The organism is Stenotrophomonas sp. GD03930 (genome assembly GCF_029839665.1).
Classification (GTDB): domain Bacteria; phylum Pseudomonadota; class Gammaproteobacteria; order Xanthomonadales; family Xanthomonadaceae; genus Stenotrophomonas; species Stenotrophomonas forensis.
Genome location: NZ_JAOCAV010000003.1, coordinates 223,022 through 239,248 on the forward strand (window position 1 = coordinate 223,022; position 16,227 = coordinate 239,248).

General features: G+C 67.7%; 16 protein-coding genes. 2 read left to right on the plus strand and 14 right to left on the minus strand.

Features of this window, described 5'->3' with window-relative positions:
- Positions 1-5 precede the first annotated feature (5 nt).
- The 10 genes from ybgC to aspS all read right to left on the minus strand — a co-directional run bounded on the left by ybgC (position 6) and on the right by aspS (position 9,263).
- Complete coding sequence (gene ybgC, locus N5C18_RS16715; RefSeq protein ID WP_006438800.1) at positions 6-437, minus strand: tol-pal system-associated acyl-CoA thioesterase; 432 nt, start codon at positions 435-437, stop codon at positions 6-8.
- Positions 427-1,467 carry a Holliday junction branch migration DNA helicase RuvB gene (gene ruvB, locus N5C18_RS16720; RefSeq protein WP_008264609.1) on the minus strand — a complete coding sequence of 347 codons (1,041 nt, stop codon included), beginning with the start codon at positions 1,465-1,467 and terminating at the stop codon, positions 427-429. The genes ybgC and ruvB overlap by 11 nt, the downstream gene beginning before the upstream one ends.
- 324 nt (positions 1,468-1,791) lie before the next feature.
- Positions 1,792-3,642, minus strand: coding sequence for a potassium transporter Kup (locus N5C18_RS16725; protein ID WP_168356094.1), 1,851 nt, complete (start codon positions 3,640-3,642; stop codon positions 1,792-1,794).
- Between the two features lie 118 nt (positions 3,643-3,760).
- Positions 3,761-4,354, minus strand: coding sequence for a Holliday junction branch migration protein RuvA (ruvA, locus tag N5C18_RS16730; RefSeq protein WP_005410756.1), 594 nt, complete (start codon positions 4,352-4,354; stop codon positions 3,761-3,763).
- A gap of 13 nt (positions 4,355-4,367) precedes the next feature.
- Positions 4,368-4,889 (minus strand): crossover junction endodeoxyribonuclease RuvC, encoded by a 522-nt coding sequence (gene ruvC / locus N5C18_RS16735; RefSeq protein ID WP_008268142.1) that lies wholly within the window; start codon positions 4,887-4,889, stop codon positions 4,368-4,370.
- Positions 4,890-4,993: 104 nt separating this feature from the next.
- The gene (locus tag N5C18_RS16740) at positions 4,994-5,725 is read right to left on the minus strand and encodes a YebC/PmpR family DNA-binding transcriptional regulator (protein ID WP_053510284.1); all 732 of its coding nucleotides are present in this window, start codon (positions 5,723-5,725) and stop codon (positions 4,994-4,996) included.
- Positions 5,726-5,910: 185 nt separating this feature from the next.
- Positions 5,911-6,543, minus strand: a complete 633-nt coding sequence (locus N5C18_RS16745) for an alpha/beta fold hydrolase (protein WP_053450578.1) — start codon at positions 6,541-6,543, stop codon at positions 5,911-5,913.
- A gap of 75 nt (positions 6,544-6,618) precedes the next feature.
- On the minus strand, positions 6,619-7,140 hold the full coding sequence (locus N5C18_RS16750) for a GNAT family N-acetyltransferase (RefSeq protein ID WP_053510282.1): 522 nt from the start codon (positions 7,138-7,140) through the stop codon (positions 6,619-6,621).
- A gap of 31 nt (positions 7,141-7,171) precedes the next feature.
- A complete protein-coding gene (locus N5C18_RS16755) occupies positions 7,172-7,495 on the minus strand; it encodes a hypothetical protein (protein WP_006438575.1) in 324 nt (107 codons plus the stop codon).
- 16 nt (positions 7,496-7,511) lie between these two features.
- Positions 7,512-9,263 (minus strand): aspartate--tRNA ligase, encoded by a 1,752-nt coding sequence (gene aspS / locus N5C18_RS16760; protein WP_279945163.1) that lies wholly within the window; start codon positions 9,261-9,263, stop codon positions 7,512-7,514.
- Between the two features lie 158 nt (positions 9,264-9,421).
- On the opposite strand from aspS, the gene N5C18_RS16765 reads away from it, so the two are divergent.
- Positions 9,422-10,162, plus strand: coding sequence for a DUF3011 domain-containing protein (locus tag N5C18_RS16765; protein ID WP_164242244.1), 741 nt, complete (start codon positions 9,422-9,424; stop codon positions 10,160-10,162).
- 67 nt (positions 10,163-10,229) lie between these two features.
- Here the strand turns inward: N5C18_RS16765 and N5C18_RS16770 are convergent, their stop codons facing one another.
- From N5C18_RS16770 to blaL2, 3 genes are all read right to left on the minus strand, one after another.
- Positions 10,230-10,868 carry a hypothetical protein gene (locus N5C18_RS16770; RefSeq protein ID WP_279945164.1) on the minus strand — a complete coding sequence of 213 codons (639 nt, stop codon included), beginning with the start codon at positions 10,866-10,868 and terminating at the stop codon, positions 10,230-10,232.
- Between the two features lie 52 nt (positions 10,869-10,920).
- Positions 10,921-12,135, minus strand: coding sequence for a cation:proton antiporter (locus N5C18_RS16775; protein WP_279945165.1), 1,215 nt, complete (start codon positions 12,133-12,135; stop codon positions 10,921-10,923).
- A gap of 85 nt (positions 12,136-12,220) precedes the next feature.
- Entirely contained in the window at positions 12,221-13,135 is a 915-nt protein-coding gene (blaL2, locus tag N5C18_RS16780; protein WP_279945166.1) for a L2 family extended-spectrum class A beta-lactamase, read from the minus strand.
- 174 nt (positions 13,136-13,309) lie between these two features.
- On the opposite strand from blaL2, the gene ampR reads away from it, so the two are divergent.
- Positions 13,310-14,176, plus strand: a complete 867-nt coding sequence (gene ampR / locus N5C18_RS16785) for a LysR family transcriptional regulator AmpR (RefSeq protein ID WP_279945167.1) — start codon at positions 13,310-13,312, stop codon at positions 14,174-14,176.
- Positions 14,177-14,254: 78 nt separating this feature from the next.
- On the opposite strand, the gene N5C18_RS16790 is transcribed toward ampR, so the two are convergent.
- The gene (locus N5C18_RS16790; RefSeq protein ID WP_006438468.1) at positions 14,255-16,120 is read right to left on the minus strand and encodes an ABC-F family ATP-binding cassette domain-containing protein; all 1,866 of its coding nucleotides are present in this window, start codon (positions 16,118-16,120) and stop codon (positions 14,255-14,257) included.
- Between the last annotated feature and the right edge of the window lie 107 nt (positions 16,121-16,227).

Genomic DNA, 16,227 nt, shown 5'->3' on the forward strand with positions numbered 1-16,227 from the left:
GTTCCTCAGTGTTCGGATTCGGGGTGGAGGTGGGGTTGCAGCACCGCAAGGACGGATTCGTCCATGCCGCGCGGGCGGAAACTGGCCGCTTCCAGTGCGGCGATGCGGACCTGGGCCGACAGCAGCAGCTCGCCGTCGCGCAGGATCTGCTGGTCGAAGACCATGCTGGCCTTCTTCAGCTGGACCAGCGTGGCGCTCACCTGCAGGGTGTCATCCAGCCGTGCTGGCCTGATGAAATCCATCTGCATCGAGCGCACCGCGAAGACCATGCCGTGCTCGGCGCGCATGCGCTCCTGGCCGTAGCCCAGCGCACGCATCCATTCGGTCCGGGCCCGTTCCATGAAGGCCACGTAGCGGGCGTGGTAGACCACCCCGCCAGCGTCCGTATCTTCCCAGTAAATGCGTGTCGGCCAACTGAATCGCGGCTCAACCGACATCGGGAACCTCCGCGAACAGGTCCTGCGGCGGGTTCTTCGGCTTCAGGCCCATGTGCCGGTAGGCCTTGTGTGTGGCCATGCGGCCGCGCGCGGTGCGCACCAGGAAGCCCTGCTGGATCAGGTACGGTTCGACCACGTCTTCCAGCGTGCCACGTTCCTCGGACAGCGCCGCGGCCAGCGATTCGATGCCCACCGGGCCACCATCGAAGTAATCGACCATGGTCTTCAGCAGGCGCCGATCGAGCTCGTCGAAGCCCTCCGGGTCAACCTTCAGCATCTGCATCGCGGCCTGCGCGACAGCCTCGTCGATGTGGCCACCGGCCTTGACCTGGGCATAGTCGCGCACGCGGCGCAGCAGGCGGTTGGCGATACGCGGCGTGCCACGCGCGCGGCGCGCGATCTCGCCAGCGCCATCGGCGGTGCAGTCGATGCCGAGGATGCTGGCCGAGCGGCGCACGATCCGGGTCAGCTCTTCGACGCTGTAGAACTCCAGGCGCTGGACGATGCCGAAGCGGTCGCGCAGCGGCGCGGTCAGCAGGCCGGCGCGGGTGGTGGCGCCGATCAGGGTGAACGGCGGCAGGTCGATCTTGATCGAACGGGCCGCAGGGCCCTCGCCGATCATGATGTCGATCTGGAAATCTTCCATGGCCGGGTACAGCACTTCCTCGACCACCGGCGACAGGCGATGGATCTCGTCGATGAACAGCACATCGTGCGGCTGCAGGTTGGTCAGCAGCGCGGCCAGGTCACCGGCCTTCTCGATCACCGGGCCGGAGGTGACCCGCAGGGCCACGCCCAGCTCGTTGGCGATGACGTGGCTGAGGGTAGTCTTGCCCAGGCCGGGCGGCCCGAAGATCAGCACGTGGTCCAGCGCGTCGCCACGACCCTTGGCCGCCTGGATGTAGATTTCCATCTGCTCGCGCACCGGCACCTGGCCGAGGTAGTCGGCTAGCCGCTTGGGGCGGATGCTGGCGTCGGCGGCGTCATCCTCGCGGGTGGCGCCGGCGCCGATGATGCGGTCGTCGGTCATGTGCTGATTATGCGGCAAAAGTACGGGTTTCGGCCGGGCTGCGCCCGGCACCCGCTAACGGCAACGTCAACTTCAAAAGCCGGTTTCCTGCGGGATGGCGGGGTGGGTCCGGTTGCGGGGGACGCCGTAAACCCATCCATGGGGGCTTGGTCGCGGCATCCATGCCGCTCACACCCCCGCAACCGGACCCACCCCGCCTTCGACAGATTCCTGCGATCTGTCGGAATGACATGGCTGCTCTTGGTGGGTGTCGACCTTGGTCGACACAGTAGATCCACGCCATGCGTGGATGGAAGCATGGCGGTATCGAGGAAGGAAGCGGCCCTAGATCTCCACCTGGGCGCCCAATTCCACCAATCTGTTGCCCGGAATCCGGAAGAACCCCGTCGCCGGCGCGGCGTTGCGATGCATCAACGCGAACAGCTTGTCGCGCCAGATCGGCATGCCACGGTTGGCGGTGGCGACGATGGTCTCGCGGCTGGCGAAGAAGGTGGTGTCCATCGGGTCGAAGTAGATGCCACCGTGGTCGCACGAGCGCATCAGCGCCAGCGGCACGTCCGGGGTTTCCATGAAGCCGAAGCGCACGTAGACCCGGTAGAACTCGTCGCCCACCGATTCGATCTTCAGCCGCTGCCCTTCCATCGCATACGGGATCGGCAGGGTTTCCACGTGCAGGAACACGTTGCGCTCGTGCAGCACCTTGTTGTGCTTGAGGTTGTGCATCAGCGCGTGCGGAGCCACGGTCGGGTCGGCGGTGAGGAACACCGCGGTGCCCGGCACGCGCACCGGCGGCGCCAGCATCAGGCCCGGCAGGAAGGTATCCAGGCGGATGCCGTCCTTGCGGATTTCATCGCGCAGCAGCTCGCGGCCACGGCGCCAGGTGCGCATCATGGTGAACAGGAAGATGCCCAGCACCACCGGGAACCAGGCGCCCTGCAGCAGCTTGGCGCCGTTGGCGATGACGAAGCCGAGGTCGATGATGAAGAACACCACGCACAGCGGCAGGATCCAGTTGCGCGCCTTCGGCCACAGCGAACGCGCCACCAGCGCTAGCAGCAGGGTATCGATCAGCATGGTGGCCGATACCGAGATGCCGTAGGCCACGGCCAGGTTCGACGAGCTGCGGAAGGCCAGCACCAGGCCGATCACCATCACCGCGATGCCCCAGTTGATGCCCGGGATGTAGATCTGGCCGATGGTGTCGTGCGAGGTGTGCTTGATGCGCATACGCGGGATGTAACCCAGCTGCATGGCCTGGCGCGAGACCGAGAACGCACCGGTGATGACCGACTGCGAGGCGATCACCGCCGCCATCGTGGCCAGGATGATCATCGGGTACAGCGCCCACGGCGGTACTGCCTCGAAGAACGGGTTTTTCAGCGCCTCGGGGTGGTTGAGCACCAGTGCGCCCTGCCCCAGGTAGTTCAGCACCAGGCACGGCAGCACGAAGAAATACCAGGCGTGGCGGATCGGCTTGGCGCCGAAGTGGCCCATGTCGGCGTACAGCGCCTCGCCACCGGTCACCGCCAGCACCACCGCGCCCAGGATGAAGATGCCGTGCCAGCTGTGCTCCATGAAGAAGCGGATCGCCCACCACGGGTTGAAGGCCTTGAGCACTTCCGGCGCGTCTACGATGTTGTAGATGCCGATCGCGGCCAGCGAAATGAACCAGACCGAGGTGATCGGGCCGAACGCCTTGCCGATCTTCTCGGTGCCGAAGCGCTGCGCGGCGAACACCATCAGCAGTACCACCACCGTGATCGGCACGATGAAGGCATGCAGTCCGGGCGCGGCCACCTCCAGGCCTTCAACCGCACCCAGCACCGAGATCGCCGGGGTGATCACACCGTCGCCGAAGAACAGCGAGGCGCCGAAAATGCCGAGGATGCCGACCACATAGGCCGAGCGCGACCCGTTGCGCAATGTGCGCTGGGTCAGCGCCATCAGCGCCATGATGCCGCCCTCGCCGTCGTTGTCGGCGCGCATGATGATGGTCACGTACTTCAACGTGACCACGATGTTCAGCGCCCAGAACGCCAGCGACAGCACGCCCAGCACGGTGTCATGGTCGCTGTTGAGCCCGTAGTGCGGCGAGAACGCCTCCTTCAGGGTGTACAGCGGGCTGGTACCGATATCGCCGAAGACCACACCGATCGCACCGATGATCAGCGCCATGCCTCCCGCGGGAGGGGCGTGACCGTGGCCACCGGGGGCGGCTGCGTGCGGGGTTTGACTGCTGGACATGGGACTCCTGGCGGGGCTCAGGCGGTTCGTTGGGGGAAAGGAAGGCGGCTCAGCGCAGCGCCGACTGCAGCGCCTTGCGGATCACGGTCGCCACTTCGTCGCCTTCATTGAAGGCATCACGGGCCATGCGCGCCGCTTCGGCCGGTTTGTAGCCCAGCTGCTGCAGGGCCACGGTGGCGTCGGACAACGGATCGGCCGGGGCCGGCCCACTGCCGGTTGGCAACGCGCCGCCTGCGCCGAACTGGGCGGCGCGGTCGCGCAGTTCCAGCACCATGCGCTCGGCGGTCTTCTTGCCGATGCCCGGAATGCGGGTCAGCGCGGTGATGTCACCGGCCTGGACCATGCGCGCGAACTCCTCGACGGTCACCCCGGACAGCACGGCCAGCGCGATCTTCGCGCCGATGCCACTGACCTTCTGCACGTCGCGGAACAGGCGCCGCTCGCCCTCGCGCAGGAAGCCGTACAGCGAGACGCTGTCTTCCTTCTGCGAATAATGGGTATACAGGGTGACCTCGCGGCCGAGCTCGGGCAGGTCGTAGAAGGTGCTCATCGGCGCCTCCAGCTCGTAGCCCACCCCGTTCACGTCCACCACCAGCCACGGCGGCGCCTTGTAGGCGACGATGCCGCGCAGTCGACCGATCATTGCGTGCAGCTCCTCATTTGCGGCCCCACGCCTGGCGGGCGCTGAGCCCCAGGCGGTTGGCCGTTGCCCTTACGTGGGCATGGGTGATCGCCACCGCCAACGCGTCGGCCGCGTCGGCCTGCAGCTTGGTTTTCAGGTTGAGCATGAGCCCGACCATGTGTTGAACCTGTTGCTTTTCGGCGCCACCGCGACCGACCACCGCCAGCTTGATCTCGCTGGCAGCATATTCGTGCACCGGCAGGTCACGCAGTACCACGGCGGAAATCGCCGCGCCACGGGCCTGGCCCAGCTTCAGCGCCGAATCGGGATTGCGCGCCATGAAGACCTTTTCGATGGCCACTTCGTTGGGCTGGTATTCCCGGCACAGGTCGGCCAGGCCCAGCACCAGCAGCTTCATGCGCTGCGGGAAATCGTCGGCGCCCAGCAGCACCAGCGGCTGGTGGTGCACGTGGCTGACGCGGCCGGCGGCGTCGACATCGATGATGCCGACCCCGGTCCGCTGCGAACCGGGGTCGATGCCGAGGATGCGGGTCATGCCGCACTCCTGGCGGGACGGAACGGGAAGCGCTGGCAGGCGTATGGGCTCATGTCTGTCCGCGGTGACCGTTCAACGGCCCGCGCCCAGGCCGTCAGGACGGCTCAGGCGTAGGCGTCGGCGCCGAGTTCGGCGTTGGAGTACACGTCCTGCACGTCGTCCAGGTCTTCGAGCATGTCCAGCAGCTTCTTGACCTGCAGGGCGACCTCGCCCTCGACCTTGATGTCGTTGTCCGCGCGGAAGGTGATCTCGGCGTGGCCGGCGACATGGCCGGCCGCGGCCATCGCGTCCTTGACCGCGTTGAACGCGTCAGGACTGGTGACCACATCGATCGCACCGTCGTCCGGGTAGACCACGATGTCATCGGCGCCGGCCTCGATGGCGGCCTCGGTGATCGCCTCTTCATCGGCCCCCGGGGCGAAGCTGAGCACGCCCAGGCGCTTGAACATGAAGGCCACCGAGCCTTCAGTGCCCATGTTGCCGCCGCACTTGCTGAACGCATGGCGGACATCGGCCACGGTGCGCACGCGGTTGTCGGTCAGGCAGTCGACGATGACGGCCACGCCGCCCGGGGCATAGCCCTCGTAACGGATTTCCTCGTAGTCGACGCCTTCCAGCTCACCGGTGGCCTTCTTGATGGCGCGCTCGATCACGTCCTTGGACATGTTCACGGCCAGGCCCTTGTCCATCGCCACGCGCAGGCGCGGGTTGTTGTTGGGGTCGCCTCCACCGCCGCGCGCGGCTACGCCGATCTCGCGGATGATCTTGGTGAAAATCTTGCCGCGCTTCGCGTCGGACGCGTTCTTGCGGGCTTCGATGGAGGGGCCTCTACCCATGGGTGCTACCGTCTGGCTGCTTCAGGATCAAGGCGCGGATTCTACCTGATCGCGCGCTGCAACCGTGTCTAGGGCGGAGGGATGCCGCCGGGCATGGGCCGGCGAAGAGCGTGCGAACCAAGGTTCGCACCCACCAAGGTAGGACGGTTCGCACCCACCAAAGCAGGCCGGCCGCACCCACCCACCTACGCGGCAGCGGCGTCGCGGCTGTGGTCGAACTGGCCGTGGCGCAGGAAATACGCGGTCTGCCGTGCGGCATCGGGCGATACCACCAGGCCGCTGTGGCTGGTGCGCACCACGCAATGGTCGGAAAGGCCCGGCAGGCGCGTCTCGGCCAGCGCCACCGTGCCATCGGAGGCGTCGTCCATCGCGCCCAGCAGGCTGCCCAGCCCATGCGGCACCGAGCCGGCGATCAGGCCGACCTCGGCCTTGCCCTGCCAGTCCGGCAGGCCATCCAGCAGCAGCTCGCTGCTGCGCCCCAGCGCCAGGCCCCAGCCATGGTCGGACAGCGACCGCGCGGTGCCGCTGCCACGCAGCGGCGAGCCCAGGCAGACCACGCGCTGAACATCCAGCTGCGGCTGGCGGCGCAGGGCCTCCAGCGCCAGCAACCCACCCAGGCTGTGGCCGACCAGCGACAACGGCCCGGCGTCGGTCAGGCGCTCCAACAGCTGCGGCACGGCCACGTCGGGGCCACCGAACACCGAGGAATAACCGAAGGCGTGCACCTGGAAACCACGCGCGCGCAGGCGCCAGGCCAGCGGCCCGACCCAGGCACGGGCATTCCAGATGCCATGCAGCAGCAATACGGGGGGAGTCATGCAAACAGCCTGGCGGTCAGCGGGGCAGGAACGTACGGTGATTGAACACGCGCGCGCAGCAAGCGGCGGTGAACGTCAGGCCACGCGCGGTGCGCGGCGCAGGATGAATTCAAGGTCGTGGGTGTCACCGACCGGGAACAGGTACTCGCCGGCCTTCTCGAACCCGTAGCGGGCGTAGAAGCGCTGCGCGCCGAAATTCTCCGACCACACGCCCAGCCACAGCGTGCGCGGGCCTTCGTGCTCCAGCCAGGCCAGCGCGGTTTCCAGCAGGCGGCTACCCCAGCCACAACTCTGCTGGGCCTTGATGAGATACAGGCGCTTGAGTTCGCCGTCACCGGGCTTCACCTCCGGATGCGGCAGGCCACAGGGGCCGGCGGCGGCATGGCCGACCGCCTCCCCGTCCAGCTCCAGCAGCCACACCGCGTAATCCGGGTGGGCCAGGATCACGCGCTGGCGCTCGACCGAGTAGGCCTCCCCGAGGAAGGCCTGCAGGTCCTGCGGCGGGTACAGATGGCCGAAGGTTTCGGTGAACGTGCGGGCGGCCAGCGCCGACAGGGTCGGCGCGTCGTCCACGGTGGCGCGGCGGATGGAATACATGCAGGAAGTTGACGTCAGGGCGACGCGCGGGTCAAGCCTTTTCCGGCGCTTCCGCGGCTTCGTCTTCCTCGTCCTCTTCCTCGTATTCCTCTTCGTCCTCGTCCTCTTCTTCCTCGCCTTCCTCGTCCTCGTCGTACTCTTCCTCTTCGTCGTCCTCGTAATCCTCGACGCCGAAGTCTTCACCATCCCAACGGCCTTCGCCGTCGGCGACGAAGGTCAGGGCCATCGCCGCCGGATTGGTACCGACGCGGACCAGCCAACCCCCGAACACGCGCGCACGCTCGGTGACCAGGTTGGCCTCGGAGCCTTCATTGCCCAGCTTTTCCCACTCCAGCGAAAACGCAAACTCGGTCATTGCCTGGATCTCCTGATCAGTTGGTCTTGGGGCGAACCTGGATGTGCACTTCGGCCAGCTGCACGTCGACGATCGGCGACGGCGCGTCGGTCATCAGATCCTGTGCACCGGTGGTCTTCGGGAACGGGATGACGTCGCGGATCGACTCGGTGCCGGCCATCAGCGCGGCGATGCGGTCGATGCCGAAGGCGATGCCACCGTGCGGCGGCGCGCCGTAGTTCAGCGCGTCGAGCAGGAAGCCGAACTTGGCGCGGGCTTCTTCGGCGCCGATGCCGAGCAGTTCGAACACCGCGCTCTGCATGTCCGGACGGTGGATACGGATCGAACCGCCGCCGATTTCATTGCCGTTGAGCACCATGTCGTAACCGCGCGAGACGGCGGTACGGGCGTTGGCGCGCAGGTCGGCGATGTCATCCACGGCCGGTGCGGTGAAGGGGTGATGCAGGGCGACGTAACGCTGTTCTTCCTCGTCCCACTCGAACATCGGGAAGTCGGTGACCCACAGCGGTGCCCAGCCGTCGGCGACCAGGCCGAAGTCCTTGCCGGCCTTCAGGCGCAGCGCGCCCATGAAGTCGGAGACCTTGTTGTAGCCACCGGCGCCGAAGAACACGATGTCGCCGTTGCCGGCGCCGACGTGGGCGACCAGGGCAGCGAACGAGCCCTCGCTGAAGAACTTCTGGATCGGCGAGCTGACCTCGCCGTTATCGGCGATCTTGATGTAGGCCAGGCCCTTGGCGCCGTACTTGGCGGCGTGCGCGGCGTACTCGTCGATCTGCTTGCGCGACAGCGAGGCGCCGCCCGGGATGCGCAGCGCGGCGACGCGGCCTTCGGCATCATTGGCCGGGCCGGTGAACACCGGGAACTCGCTGTCCTTGACCAGTTCGGCCACATCGACCAGTTCCAGCGCGATGCGCAGGTCCGGCTTGTCCGAGCCGTAGCGGCGCATGGCTTCGGCCCAGGTCATGCGCGGGAAGGTGGCGGCCAGCTCGACGTCGACCACTTCCTTGAAGATGGCGCGGATCATCGACTCGACGAAGTCCTGCACGTCCTGCTCGCGGACGAAGGCGAACTCCATGTCCAGCTGGGTGAATTCCAGCTGGCGGTCGGCACGCAGGGCTTCGTCGCGGAAGCAGCGCGCGATCTGGTAGTAGCGGTCGAAGCCGGCCACCATCAGGATCTGCTTGAACAGCTGCGGGCTCTGCGGCAGGGCGTAGAACTCGCCCGGGTGCATTCGCGCCGGCACCAGGAAGTCGCGCGCGCCTTCCGGGGTGGCCTTGGTCAGGATCGGGGTCTCGATGTCCTGGAAGCCCTTTTCGTCCAGGTGGCGGCGCAGCGCCTGCACCAGCTTGATGCGGGTGCGCTGCATGCGCTGCATTTCCGGTCGGCGCAGGTCCAGGTAGCGGTACTTCAGGCGGGTTTCCTCGCCCGGGTTCTCATGGGCGTGGAACGGCAGCGGCGCGGCCTTGTTCAGCACGGTGATGGCGGTGGCGATCACTTCCACCTTGCCGGTGCGCATCTTGTCATTCACTGCATGGCGGGCACGCACCACGCCTTCCACCTGCAGCACGTCCTCGTAGCCCAGCGACGCAGCCACGGCGAACACTTCGGCGTTGTCCACCTCCACCGTCACCTGCACGATGCCTTCATGATCTCGAAGATCGATGAAGCAGACGCCGCCCTGGTTACGGGCCACGTCGGTCCAGCCGGCGAGGGTGACAGTCTGGCCAATCAGGGTCTCGTCGACCAGGCCGCAGAAGTGGGTACGCATGGGGGGAAGCTCCGCTGGAGAACGCCGGCACCGGATGGGGGCCGGAAAGCCTCGTATTCTGCGGCCGAGGCCCCGGCCGGGGCAAATCCGGCCAGTCACACCGGCTTGATCGCCCCCCTCCCTATAGTCGGGCACCTGCCACCGTATGGGATGCCGCCATGAAACCGCTGTCCCTGGCCAGCCTGGCCGTGACCCTCAGCCTGGGTGCGCTGGGCACCCTCGCCCTGCCCGTCCCTTCCGCCACTGCGCAGAACGGGGTGATCCGCTGCGAAAGCCAGAGCAACCGCGAACGCGTCTGCAACACCGGCTGGCGCAACGCGCAGCTGGTCCGCCAGTTGTCCGGCAGCCCGTGCGAGGAAGGCCGCACCTGGGGCAGCCGCAACGGCAGCATCTGGGTCACCAGCGGCTGCCGCGCCGAATTCGTCGAGTCCCGTGGCGGCTGGGGCGGCGGCAACGGCGGTGGCTGGGGCGGCAACAACGGCCGCCCGGGCGACACCATCCGCTGCGAAAGCCAGAACAACCGCGAGCGCAGCTGCCCGGTCGGCTGGCGTAATGCCCGCCTGGTGCGCCAGCTGTCCGGCAGCCCCTGCGACGAGGGCCGCACCTGGGGCGTGCGCAATGGCGCGGTCTGGGTCAGCAATGGCTGCCGCGCCGAATTCGCCGAAGCCCGCGGCTGGGGCGGCGGCGGCGGCTGGGGCGGTGGCAACAGCAACTACTCGGTCACCTGCAGCAGCAACAACAACCGCTCGCAGACCTGCGACTGGGATGACCGCCAGGGCCGGCCGGTGCTGCAGCAGCAGCTGTCCGGCAGTGCCTGCCAGGAAGGCCGCAGCTGGGGCTATGCGCGCGGGCAGGTGTGGGTGAGCAACGGCTGCCGCGCGCGCTTTGGTACGCGCTGAACCCCCGGGGTCGGATCCCTGCCTGGGCTCCGACCCTGGCCAGGCATTCACCCGCGCATCGCGTGATCTACTGGGGTGCCTTCTCGTCATCCCAGGGCGCTGGCGGCAGGTCGACCGGCTGGCTCAGGTCGAACTGCACGCGGAAACGGCGCCCGTCGGGACGGGTCAGTTCGTAGACGAACGTCTGGTCGGGGTCGATTTCCATCGCCCAGGTATTGAACGTCGAGGCCAGCATGTCGGCCCGACGGAACATCGCCACTGAATCGGCATCGGCCGGGAACTGCTGGCGCTCGGCGGTTCCCGGCGGCGTGCTGTCGCCGCCGTACAGGGTGATCGCATCCGGGCTGCCGTCCTGGTGGCGATGATCGTGCTTCAGGCGGAGGCCGTTCGGCGTACGGGTCAGCACCCAGGTGCGCGAATGGTCATCGCCGACATGGAACGGGATGCGCAGCTCGTGTGCCGGGTCGGCACAGCCACGCACGTGCATGACCAGGCGCTGGCCCGCGAACGGGTCCTTGCCGGCAGGTGCCGGCGTGTCCTCCACCACCTTGCCGGCGTAAGCCTGGCCGCAGTGCGCGGCAATGGCCGCCATGAAGGCATCGGCCGGTGCGGTCGCCAGATCATGGGCGACCGTATCGGAGCGCTGCGAACAGGCCGCGAGGCCGAGCAGGAGGGCGGAAGCGGTGACAACGGCAGGCAGTTTCATGCCCCAACCCTAACGGCCTGCGCCGATGGGCGCAAACCGTGCAGGTGCCCGCTCAGCGTGGCGCGGGCTGCGCCTCCGGCAGCGTCTCGGTGGCTGCCACCGGTGCGGACTCGCCCTCGCCTGCCGGCTCCTGTTCCACCGGATCGACATCGAACGGCGTGCGGAACACCAGCGACGGCAGCAGCGTGGTCAGTGCCGCGTACAGCAGCAGCGCGCCGAACAGCACCGCCGGAATCTGGAAGCGCTCGCGCATGATCGCCGCCAGCACCAGGGTGAAGATCAGGGTCGGCGCCAGCGCCAGCGAGACGCGCAGGCTGCTGCGGAAACTCTCGCCGAACATCACCCGCCGCTGCAGCCAGACCACGCCGATGCGCAGCGGCAACACCACCAGGGTGATCACGATGCCCAGCCCCAGCGCCTCGAAGCTGAGCGCTTCGCTGGGCACCTTGGTGCCGGCGTTGAAGAAATAGAACGGCACGAAGAACGAGGCGAACAGGCGCAGCGCGTGCAGGTTCTCGTGCGAGGCCAGCAGCGGCATGCGCTGGTGCAGCAGGCGCGCGACCAGGCCGGCGATGAAGGCGCCGACCAGGTAGTACACGCCCAGCAGATAGGTGATGTAGGCCGCGACCATGCCGACCATCACCAGCAGCGAGAACTCCGAGCCGGGCGCGTGCGGTGCCACCCAGCGTCCCAGCGCGATGAACAGCAGCGGCAGGCCGATCATCATTGCCAGCAGGGCCAGGCTGGACAGCGCCATATGGCCCGGATCACCGGCCTGCAGCACGATGAACAACGCCGCCAGCGCCAGCAGTTCGCCGGCAATGGCCTTGCTGGTCACCCAGAACCGCTCGTCTTCGCTCAGGCCCAGCCGCGACAGCGAATCCATGATGAAGCCGGTGGAGGGCGTCAGCAGCGCCAGCGCCAGCAGGCCCGCGGCCTGCCACGGCAGCTCCGCGTAGCGCCAGGCCAGCCAGCCCACGCCGAACAGCGTGCCGGTGCGGATCACCAGGTGCGCCAGCAGCGGCCACATGCCACGACGCAGCGCCCGCAGATCCACTTCCAGGCCGGCGAACAGGAACAGCGAAGAAATGCCCAGCGTGGCCAGCAGACCAATTACCGCGTCGTGCGCCTGGTCACCCAGCCACAGCATGCCGATGATGCCGAACAGCAGGCAGGTCAGCGGCGCTGGCAGGCTGAAGCGCTGCAGCGCGCGGGGGATCACCAGCAGCGCGAAGATCAGCAGCAGGTAGATCAACTCATGGCTCATCAGTGTCTTCCGTGGGGTTCGAACGCGCGCAGGATGCGCGTGCCGGACCGATCCGGCAAGCCATTTTCGAATGACCCCGGTTACCTCATCCGATCATCGCATCGGCCAGCGCCCCCACCCTTGCAAGCACCGCTGCGCGCTGGTCGTCGTCGACCGACGCGCCTTGCAGATAGGCGGTGACCACCCACGCTGGGCCGCCCGCATGCGGCCACAGCACGGCGATGTCGTTGCGCGTGTCATCACCGTTGCTGCCGGTCTTGTCGCCCACCCGCCAGCGCTTGCCCAGCCCGGCGCGCAGGCAGGCATCGCCGGTCTGGTTGTCGATCAGCCAATCGGCGAACTGCTGGCGCGATGCCGGCTGCAGGCCATTGCCCACCGCGAAGCGGGCCAGGCTGGTGGCCATCGCGGCCGGGCTGGTGGTATCGCGCGGGTCTCCCTTCGCGAACAGATTCATGTCCGGCTCGTTGCGGTCATTGCGGGTAACGCTGTCGCCCTGCCCGCGCAGGAATGCCGTCAGCGCCTGCGGCCCGCCCACCACGTCCAGCAGCAGGTTGGCCGCGGTGTTGTCGCTGGTGGTCAGCGTGCCCCGGCACAGGTCGCGCACCGTCAGGTCCTTGCCCACATGGCGGCGTGCCACCGGGGCGTAGGACAGCAGATCCTTCCCGGCGATGGGTACGCGGGTATCGAGCGAAACGCGGCCTGAATCCGCCAGGCTCAGCACGTGGGCCACCAGCATCGACTTGAACGTGCTGCACATCGGGAAGCGTTCGTCCTGCCGATGCCCGCCGATGCGACGGCCACTATCGGTGTCCAGCACGGTCACGCCCAGGCGGCCACCACTGGCTTTTTCCAGCGCGGCGAAATCGGCGGCGCCGGCAATGGCGGCGCTCGCGGCGGATGTGCCGGACGCAGGTACGACGTCCCGCGCCAGCGCAGGGGCAAGCAGCGAGGAAGCAACGGCAGCACCACTGAACTGCAGGAATCGGCGACGGGCGAGCATAGGGGTTCTCCTGGTGACCGCTCGATTATTGACGCCGCCTGCGGGGGCGACCAGCGCAAAAAATCAGCATCTGACATGAGATTTATTCATGCCTATTGCATTCAAACCCTTAATTTCCCGAAACCGGCCGGTGAAGCGCTAGGATCACCCATCACTCCAGCTCACGACTGCGCCATGCTGCACCCTACCCTGCCGCTGAACGCGCTGCGCGCCTTCGAAGCCGCCGCCCGCCACCAGAACTTCACCCGTGCCGCACTGGAGCTGTGCGTCAGCCAGGCGGCGTTGAGCCATCAGATCCGTGGCCTGGAGGATCGGCTCGGCATCCGGCTGTTCCATCGCCTGCCGCGTGGCGTCGCACTGACCGATGAGGGGGCGGCGCTGTATCCCGTGCTCAACGAATCGTTCGAGCGCATCTCGGCCAGCATCGCGCGCTACACCGGCGGACCCGCGCGTGAGGTGCTGACGCTGGGCGTGGTCGGCACCTTCGCCACCGGCTGGCTGCTGCCACGGCTGGCCGCATTCGAGGCTGCGCATCCGGACATCGAGCTGCGCCTGCAGACCCACAACAACCGCATCGACCTGGCCGGCGAAGGGCTGGACCTGGCGATCCGCTTCGGTGACGGCGACTGGCAGGGCCAGGCCTGCACGGCGATTCTCGATGCACCCTTCGCGCCGCTGTGTGCGCCGGCCCTGGCACGACGGCTGAAGCAACCGCGCGACCTCGCCACGCTGCCGTTGCTGCGCTCTTACCGCAGCGACGAGTGGCCGCGCTGGCTGCAGGCGACCGGGGTCAGTGGCGTGGAAGCACGCGGGCCGGTGTTCGATTCGTCACTGACCGTGGCGATGGCTGCCGCCGGGGGCGCGGGCGTGGCCCTGCTGCCGCTGCGCATGTTCGAGCAGGAACTGGCCGAAGGCCGGCTGCTGCAGCCGTTCGCCACCACGCTGGAGCTGGGCCGCTACTGGCTGACCCGGCTGCGCTCGCGTGCCGAGCGTGAGCCCGCCAAGCGCTTCCGCGAATGGTTGCAGGCGCAGGGCGCGTAGGTAGTGCCGGCCGCCGGCCGGCAACTCCTTGATCGTTGTGGGCGCACCTCGCTGCCGGCCAGCGGCCGGCACTACCGGTCAGGACTCCAGCAGCTCCATCCACGCCGCTTCGGCCTTTTCCAGCTGCGCGGCCGCGGTTTCGCGGTCGCGGCCGATCACCGCCATGCGGGTGGCATCAGCGTAGTTGGCCGGGTCGGCCAGCTGGCGGTCCAGCTCGGCCAGTGCACCTTCCAGTTCGGCCACCTTGGCTTCGGCAGCGGCCAGCTTGTGCGGGTTCACCGGCTTCTTCTGCACCACCTGCGCCACCGGTGCGGTCTTGACCACCACCGGCTCCTCCACCTGCTCCATGCGTGCCTTGGTGCCCTGCGCCTGCGGACGGGTGCGCAACCACGCGGCATACGCATCGAGGTCGCCATCGAACGGCTCGACCACGCCATCGGCCACGCGCCAATAGGTATCGCAGACCAGGCCGATCAGGTGGCGATCATGCGAGACCATCACGATCGCGCCCTCGAAGGTCGCCAGTGCTTCGGCCAGCGCTTCGCGCATTTCCAGGTCAAGGTGGTTGGTCGGTTCGTCCAGCAGCAGCACGTTCGGCTGCTGCCAGGCGATCAGTGCCAGTGCCAGGCGCGCGCGCTCGCCACCGGAGAAGCCATCAACCGGCTCGAACGCGCGGTCGCCGGGGAAGTTCCACTTGCCGAGGAAGTCGCGGAACGACTGGTTCGGTGCATCCGGCGCGATCTCGCGGAAGTGCTCCATCGGCGACTGGCCTTCGTGCAGCGACTCCACCGTGTGCTGGGCGAAGTAGCCGATCTTCAGGTCCGGGTGCGCCATGCGCTCGCCGACGATCGGCGCCAGTTCGCCCACCAGGGTTTTGACCAAGGTGGTCTTACCGGCACCGTTCGGGCCGAGCAGACCGATGCGCTGGCCCGCTTCCAGGCCGAAACCGACGTTGTGCAGGATCACCGCGTCCTTTCCATAGCCGGCCTCAACGTGATTCAGGCGGATCAGCGAGAACGGCAGCTTGGCCGGCGGCGCGAACTCGATGCGGAACTCGCGCTCGGCACGCACCGCTTCGGTACCGGCCAGCTTGGCCAGGCGCTTCATGCGGCTCTGTGCCTGCGCGGCCTTGCTGGCCTGCGCCTTGAAGCGGTCGATGAAGCTCTGCAGGTGGGCGCGTTCGGCCTGTTCCTTCTCGTGCGCGATCTGCTGCTGGCGCAACTGTTCGGCGCGCTGGCGCTCGAAATCGGTGTAGCCGCCCGGGTAGAGCTTGGCACCGCCACCGTGCAGGTGCAGGGTGTGGGTGGCCACGTTGTCGAGGAACTCGCGGTCATGCGAGATCAGCAGCAGCGTACCCGGGTACTTCAGCAGCCACTGTTCCAGCCAGTACACCGCGTCCAGATCGAGGTGGTTGGTCGGTTCGTCCAGCAGCAGCAGGTCGCTGGGCATCATCAGCGCGCGGGCCAGGTTCAGGCGCACGCGCCAGCCGCCGGAGAACGAGGACACCGCGCGGTGGTGGGTCTCGGCCGGGAAGCCGAGGCCGTGCAGCAGCTTGCCGGCGCGCGCTTCGGCGTCGTAGGCGTTGAGCTCGGCCATCTTCGTATGCGCCTCAGCGACCGCTTCCCAGTCCTCGCGGGCGGTGGCGTCGGCTTCGGCGGCCAGCACCGCGGCCACCTCGATATCGCCGCCCAGCACGAAGCTCAGCGCCGGGTCGGGCAGCGACGGGGTTTCCTGGGCCACGCTGGCGATGCGCACCTTGCCGGGCAGGTCGACGTCGCCCTTGTCCGCCTCCAGCTCGCCCTTCACCGCCGCGAACAGGCTGGACTTGCCAGCACCGTTGCGGCCGACCACACCCACCCGGTAACCGGCGTGCAGGGTCAGGTCGACATTGGACAACAGCAGCCGCTCGCCGCGGCGCAAGGCGAAATTACGAAGGGAAATCATCGGGGGAGGGGTCCATATAACCGGATGGAATGTGCTGGTGAGCACTGTTCCTGCGACGCAATTCTAGCGTTAACGAATACTTGACGCGTCCCGGGATGCGCGGCGGC

What these genes read in the sequence shown, in the direction of transcription:
- N5C18_RS16755 (WP_006438575.1), bottom strand. Translation starts at nt 7,495, where the DNA reads ATGACCGAGTTTGCGTTTTCGCTGGAGTGGGAAAAGCTGGGCAATGAA.
- ruvA (WP_005410756.1), bottom strand. Translation starts at nt 4,354, where the DNA reads ATGATCGGTCGACTGCGCGGCATCGTCGCCTACAAGGCGCCGCCGTGG.
- N5C18_RS16775 (WP_279945165.1), bottom strand. Translation starts at nt 12,135, where the DNA reads ATGAGCCATGAGTTGATCTACCTGCTGCTGATCTTCGCGCTGCTGGTG.
- N5C18_RS16740 (WP_053510284.1), bottom strand. Translation starts at nt 5,725, where the DNA reads ATGGGTAGAGGCCCCTCCATCGAAGCCCGCAAGAACGCGTCCGACGCG.
- ybgC (WP_006438800.1), bottom strand. Translation starts at nt 437, where the DNA reads ATGTCGGTTGAGCCGCGATTCAGTTGGCCGACACGCATTTACTGGGAA.
- N5C18_RS16770 (WP_279945164.1), bottom strand. Translation starts at nt 10,868, where the DNA reads ATGAAACTGCCTGCCGTTGTCACCGCTTCCGCCCTCCTGCTCGGCCTC.
- N5C18_RS16750 (WP_053510282.1), bottom strand. Translation starts at nt 7,140, where the DNA reads ATGTATTCCATCCGCCGCGCCACCGTGGACGACGCGCCGACCCTGTCG.
- N5C18_RS16765 (WP_164242244.1), top strand. Translation starts at nt 9,422, where the DNA reads ATGAAACCGCTGTCCCTGGCCAGCCTGGCCGTGACCCTCAGCCTGGGT.
- N5C18_RS16790 (WP_006438468.1), bottom strand. Translation starts at nt 16,120, where the DNA reads ATGATTTCCCTTCGTAATTTCGCCTTGCGCCGCGGCGAGCGGCTGCTG.
- ruvB (WP_008264609.1), bottom strand. Translation starts at nt 1,467, where the DNA reads ATGACCGACGACCGCATCATCGGCGCCGGCGCCACCCGCGAGGATGAC.
- ruvC (WP_008268142.1), bottom strand. Translation starts at nt 4,889, where the DNA reads ATGACCCGCATCCTCGGCATCGACCCCGGTTCGCAGCGGACCGGGGTC.
- N5C18_RS16745 (WP_053450578.1), bottom strand. Translation starts at nt 6,543, where the DNA reads ATGACTCCCCCCGTATTGCTGCTGCATGGCATCTGGAATGCCCGTGCC.
- ampR (WP_279945167.1), top strand. Translation starts at nt 13,310, where the DNA reads ATGCTGCACCCTACCCTGCCGCTGAACGCGCTGCGCGCCTTCGAAGCC.
- aspS (WP_279945163.1), bottom strand. Translation starts at nt 9,263, where the DNA reads ATGCGTACCCACTTCTGCGGCCTGGTCGACGAGACCCTGATTGGCCAG.
- N5C18_RS16725 (WP_168356094.1), bottom strand. Translation starts at nt 3,642, where the DNA reads ATGGCGCTGATCATCGGTGCGATCGGTGTGGTCTTCGGCGATATCGGT.
- blaL2 (WP_279945166.1), bottom strand. Translation starts at nt 13,135, where the DNA reads ATGCTCGCCCGTCGCCGATTCCTGCAGTTCAGTGGTGCTGCCGTTGCT.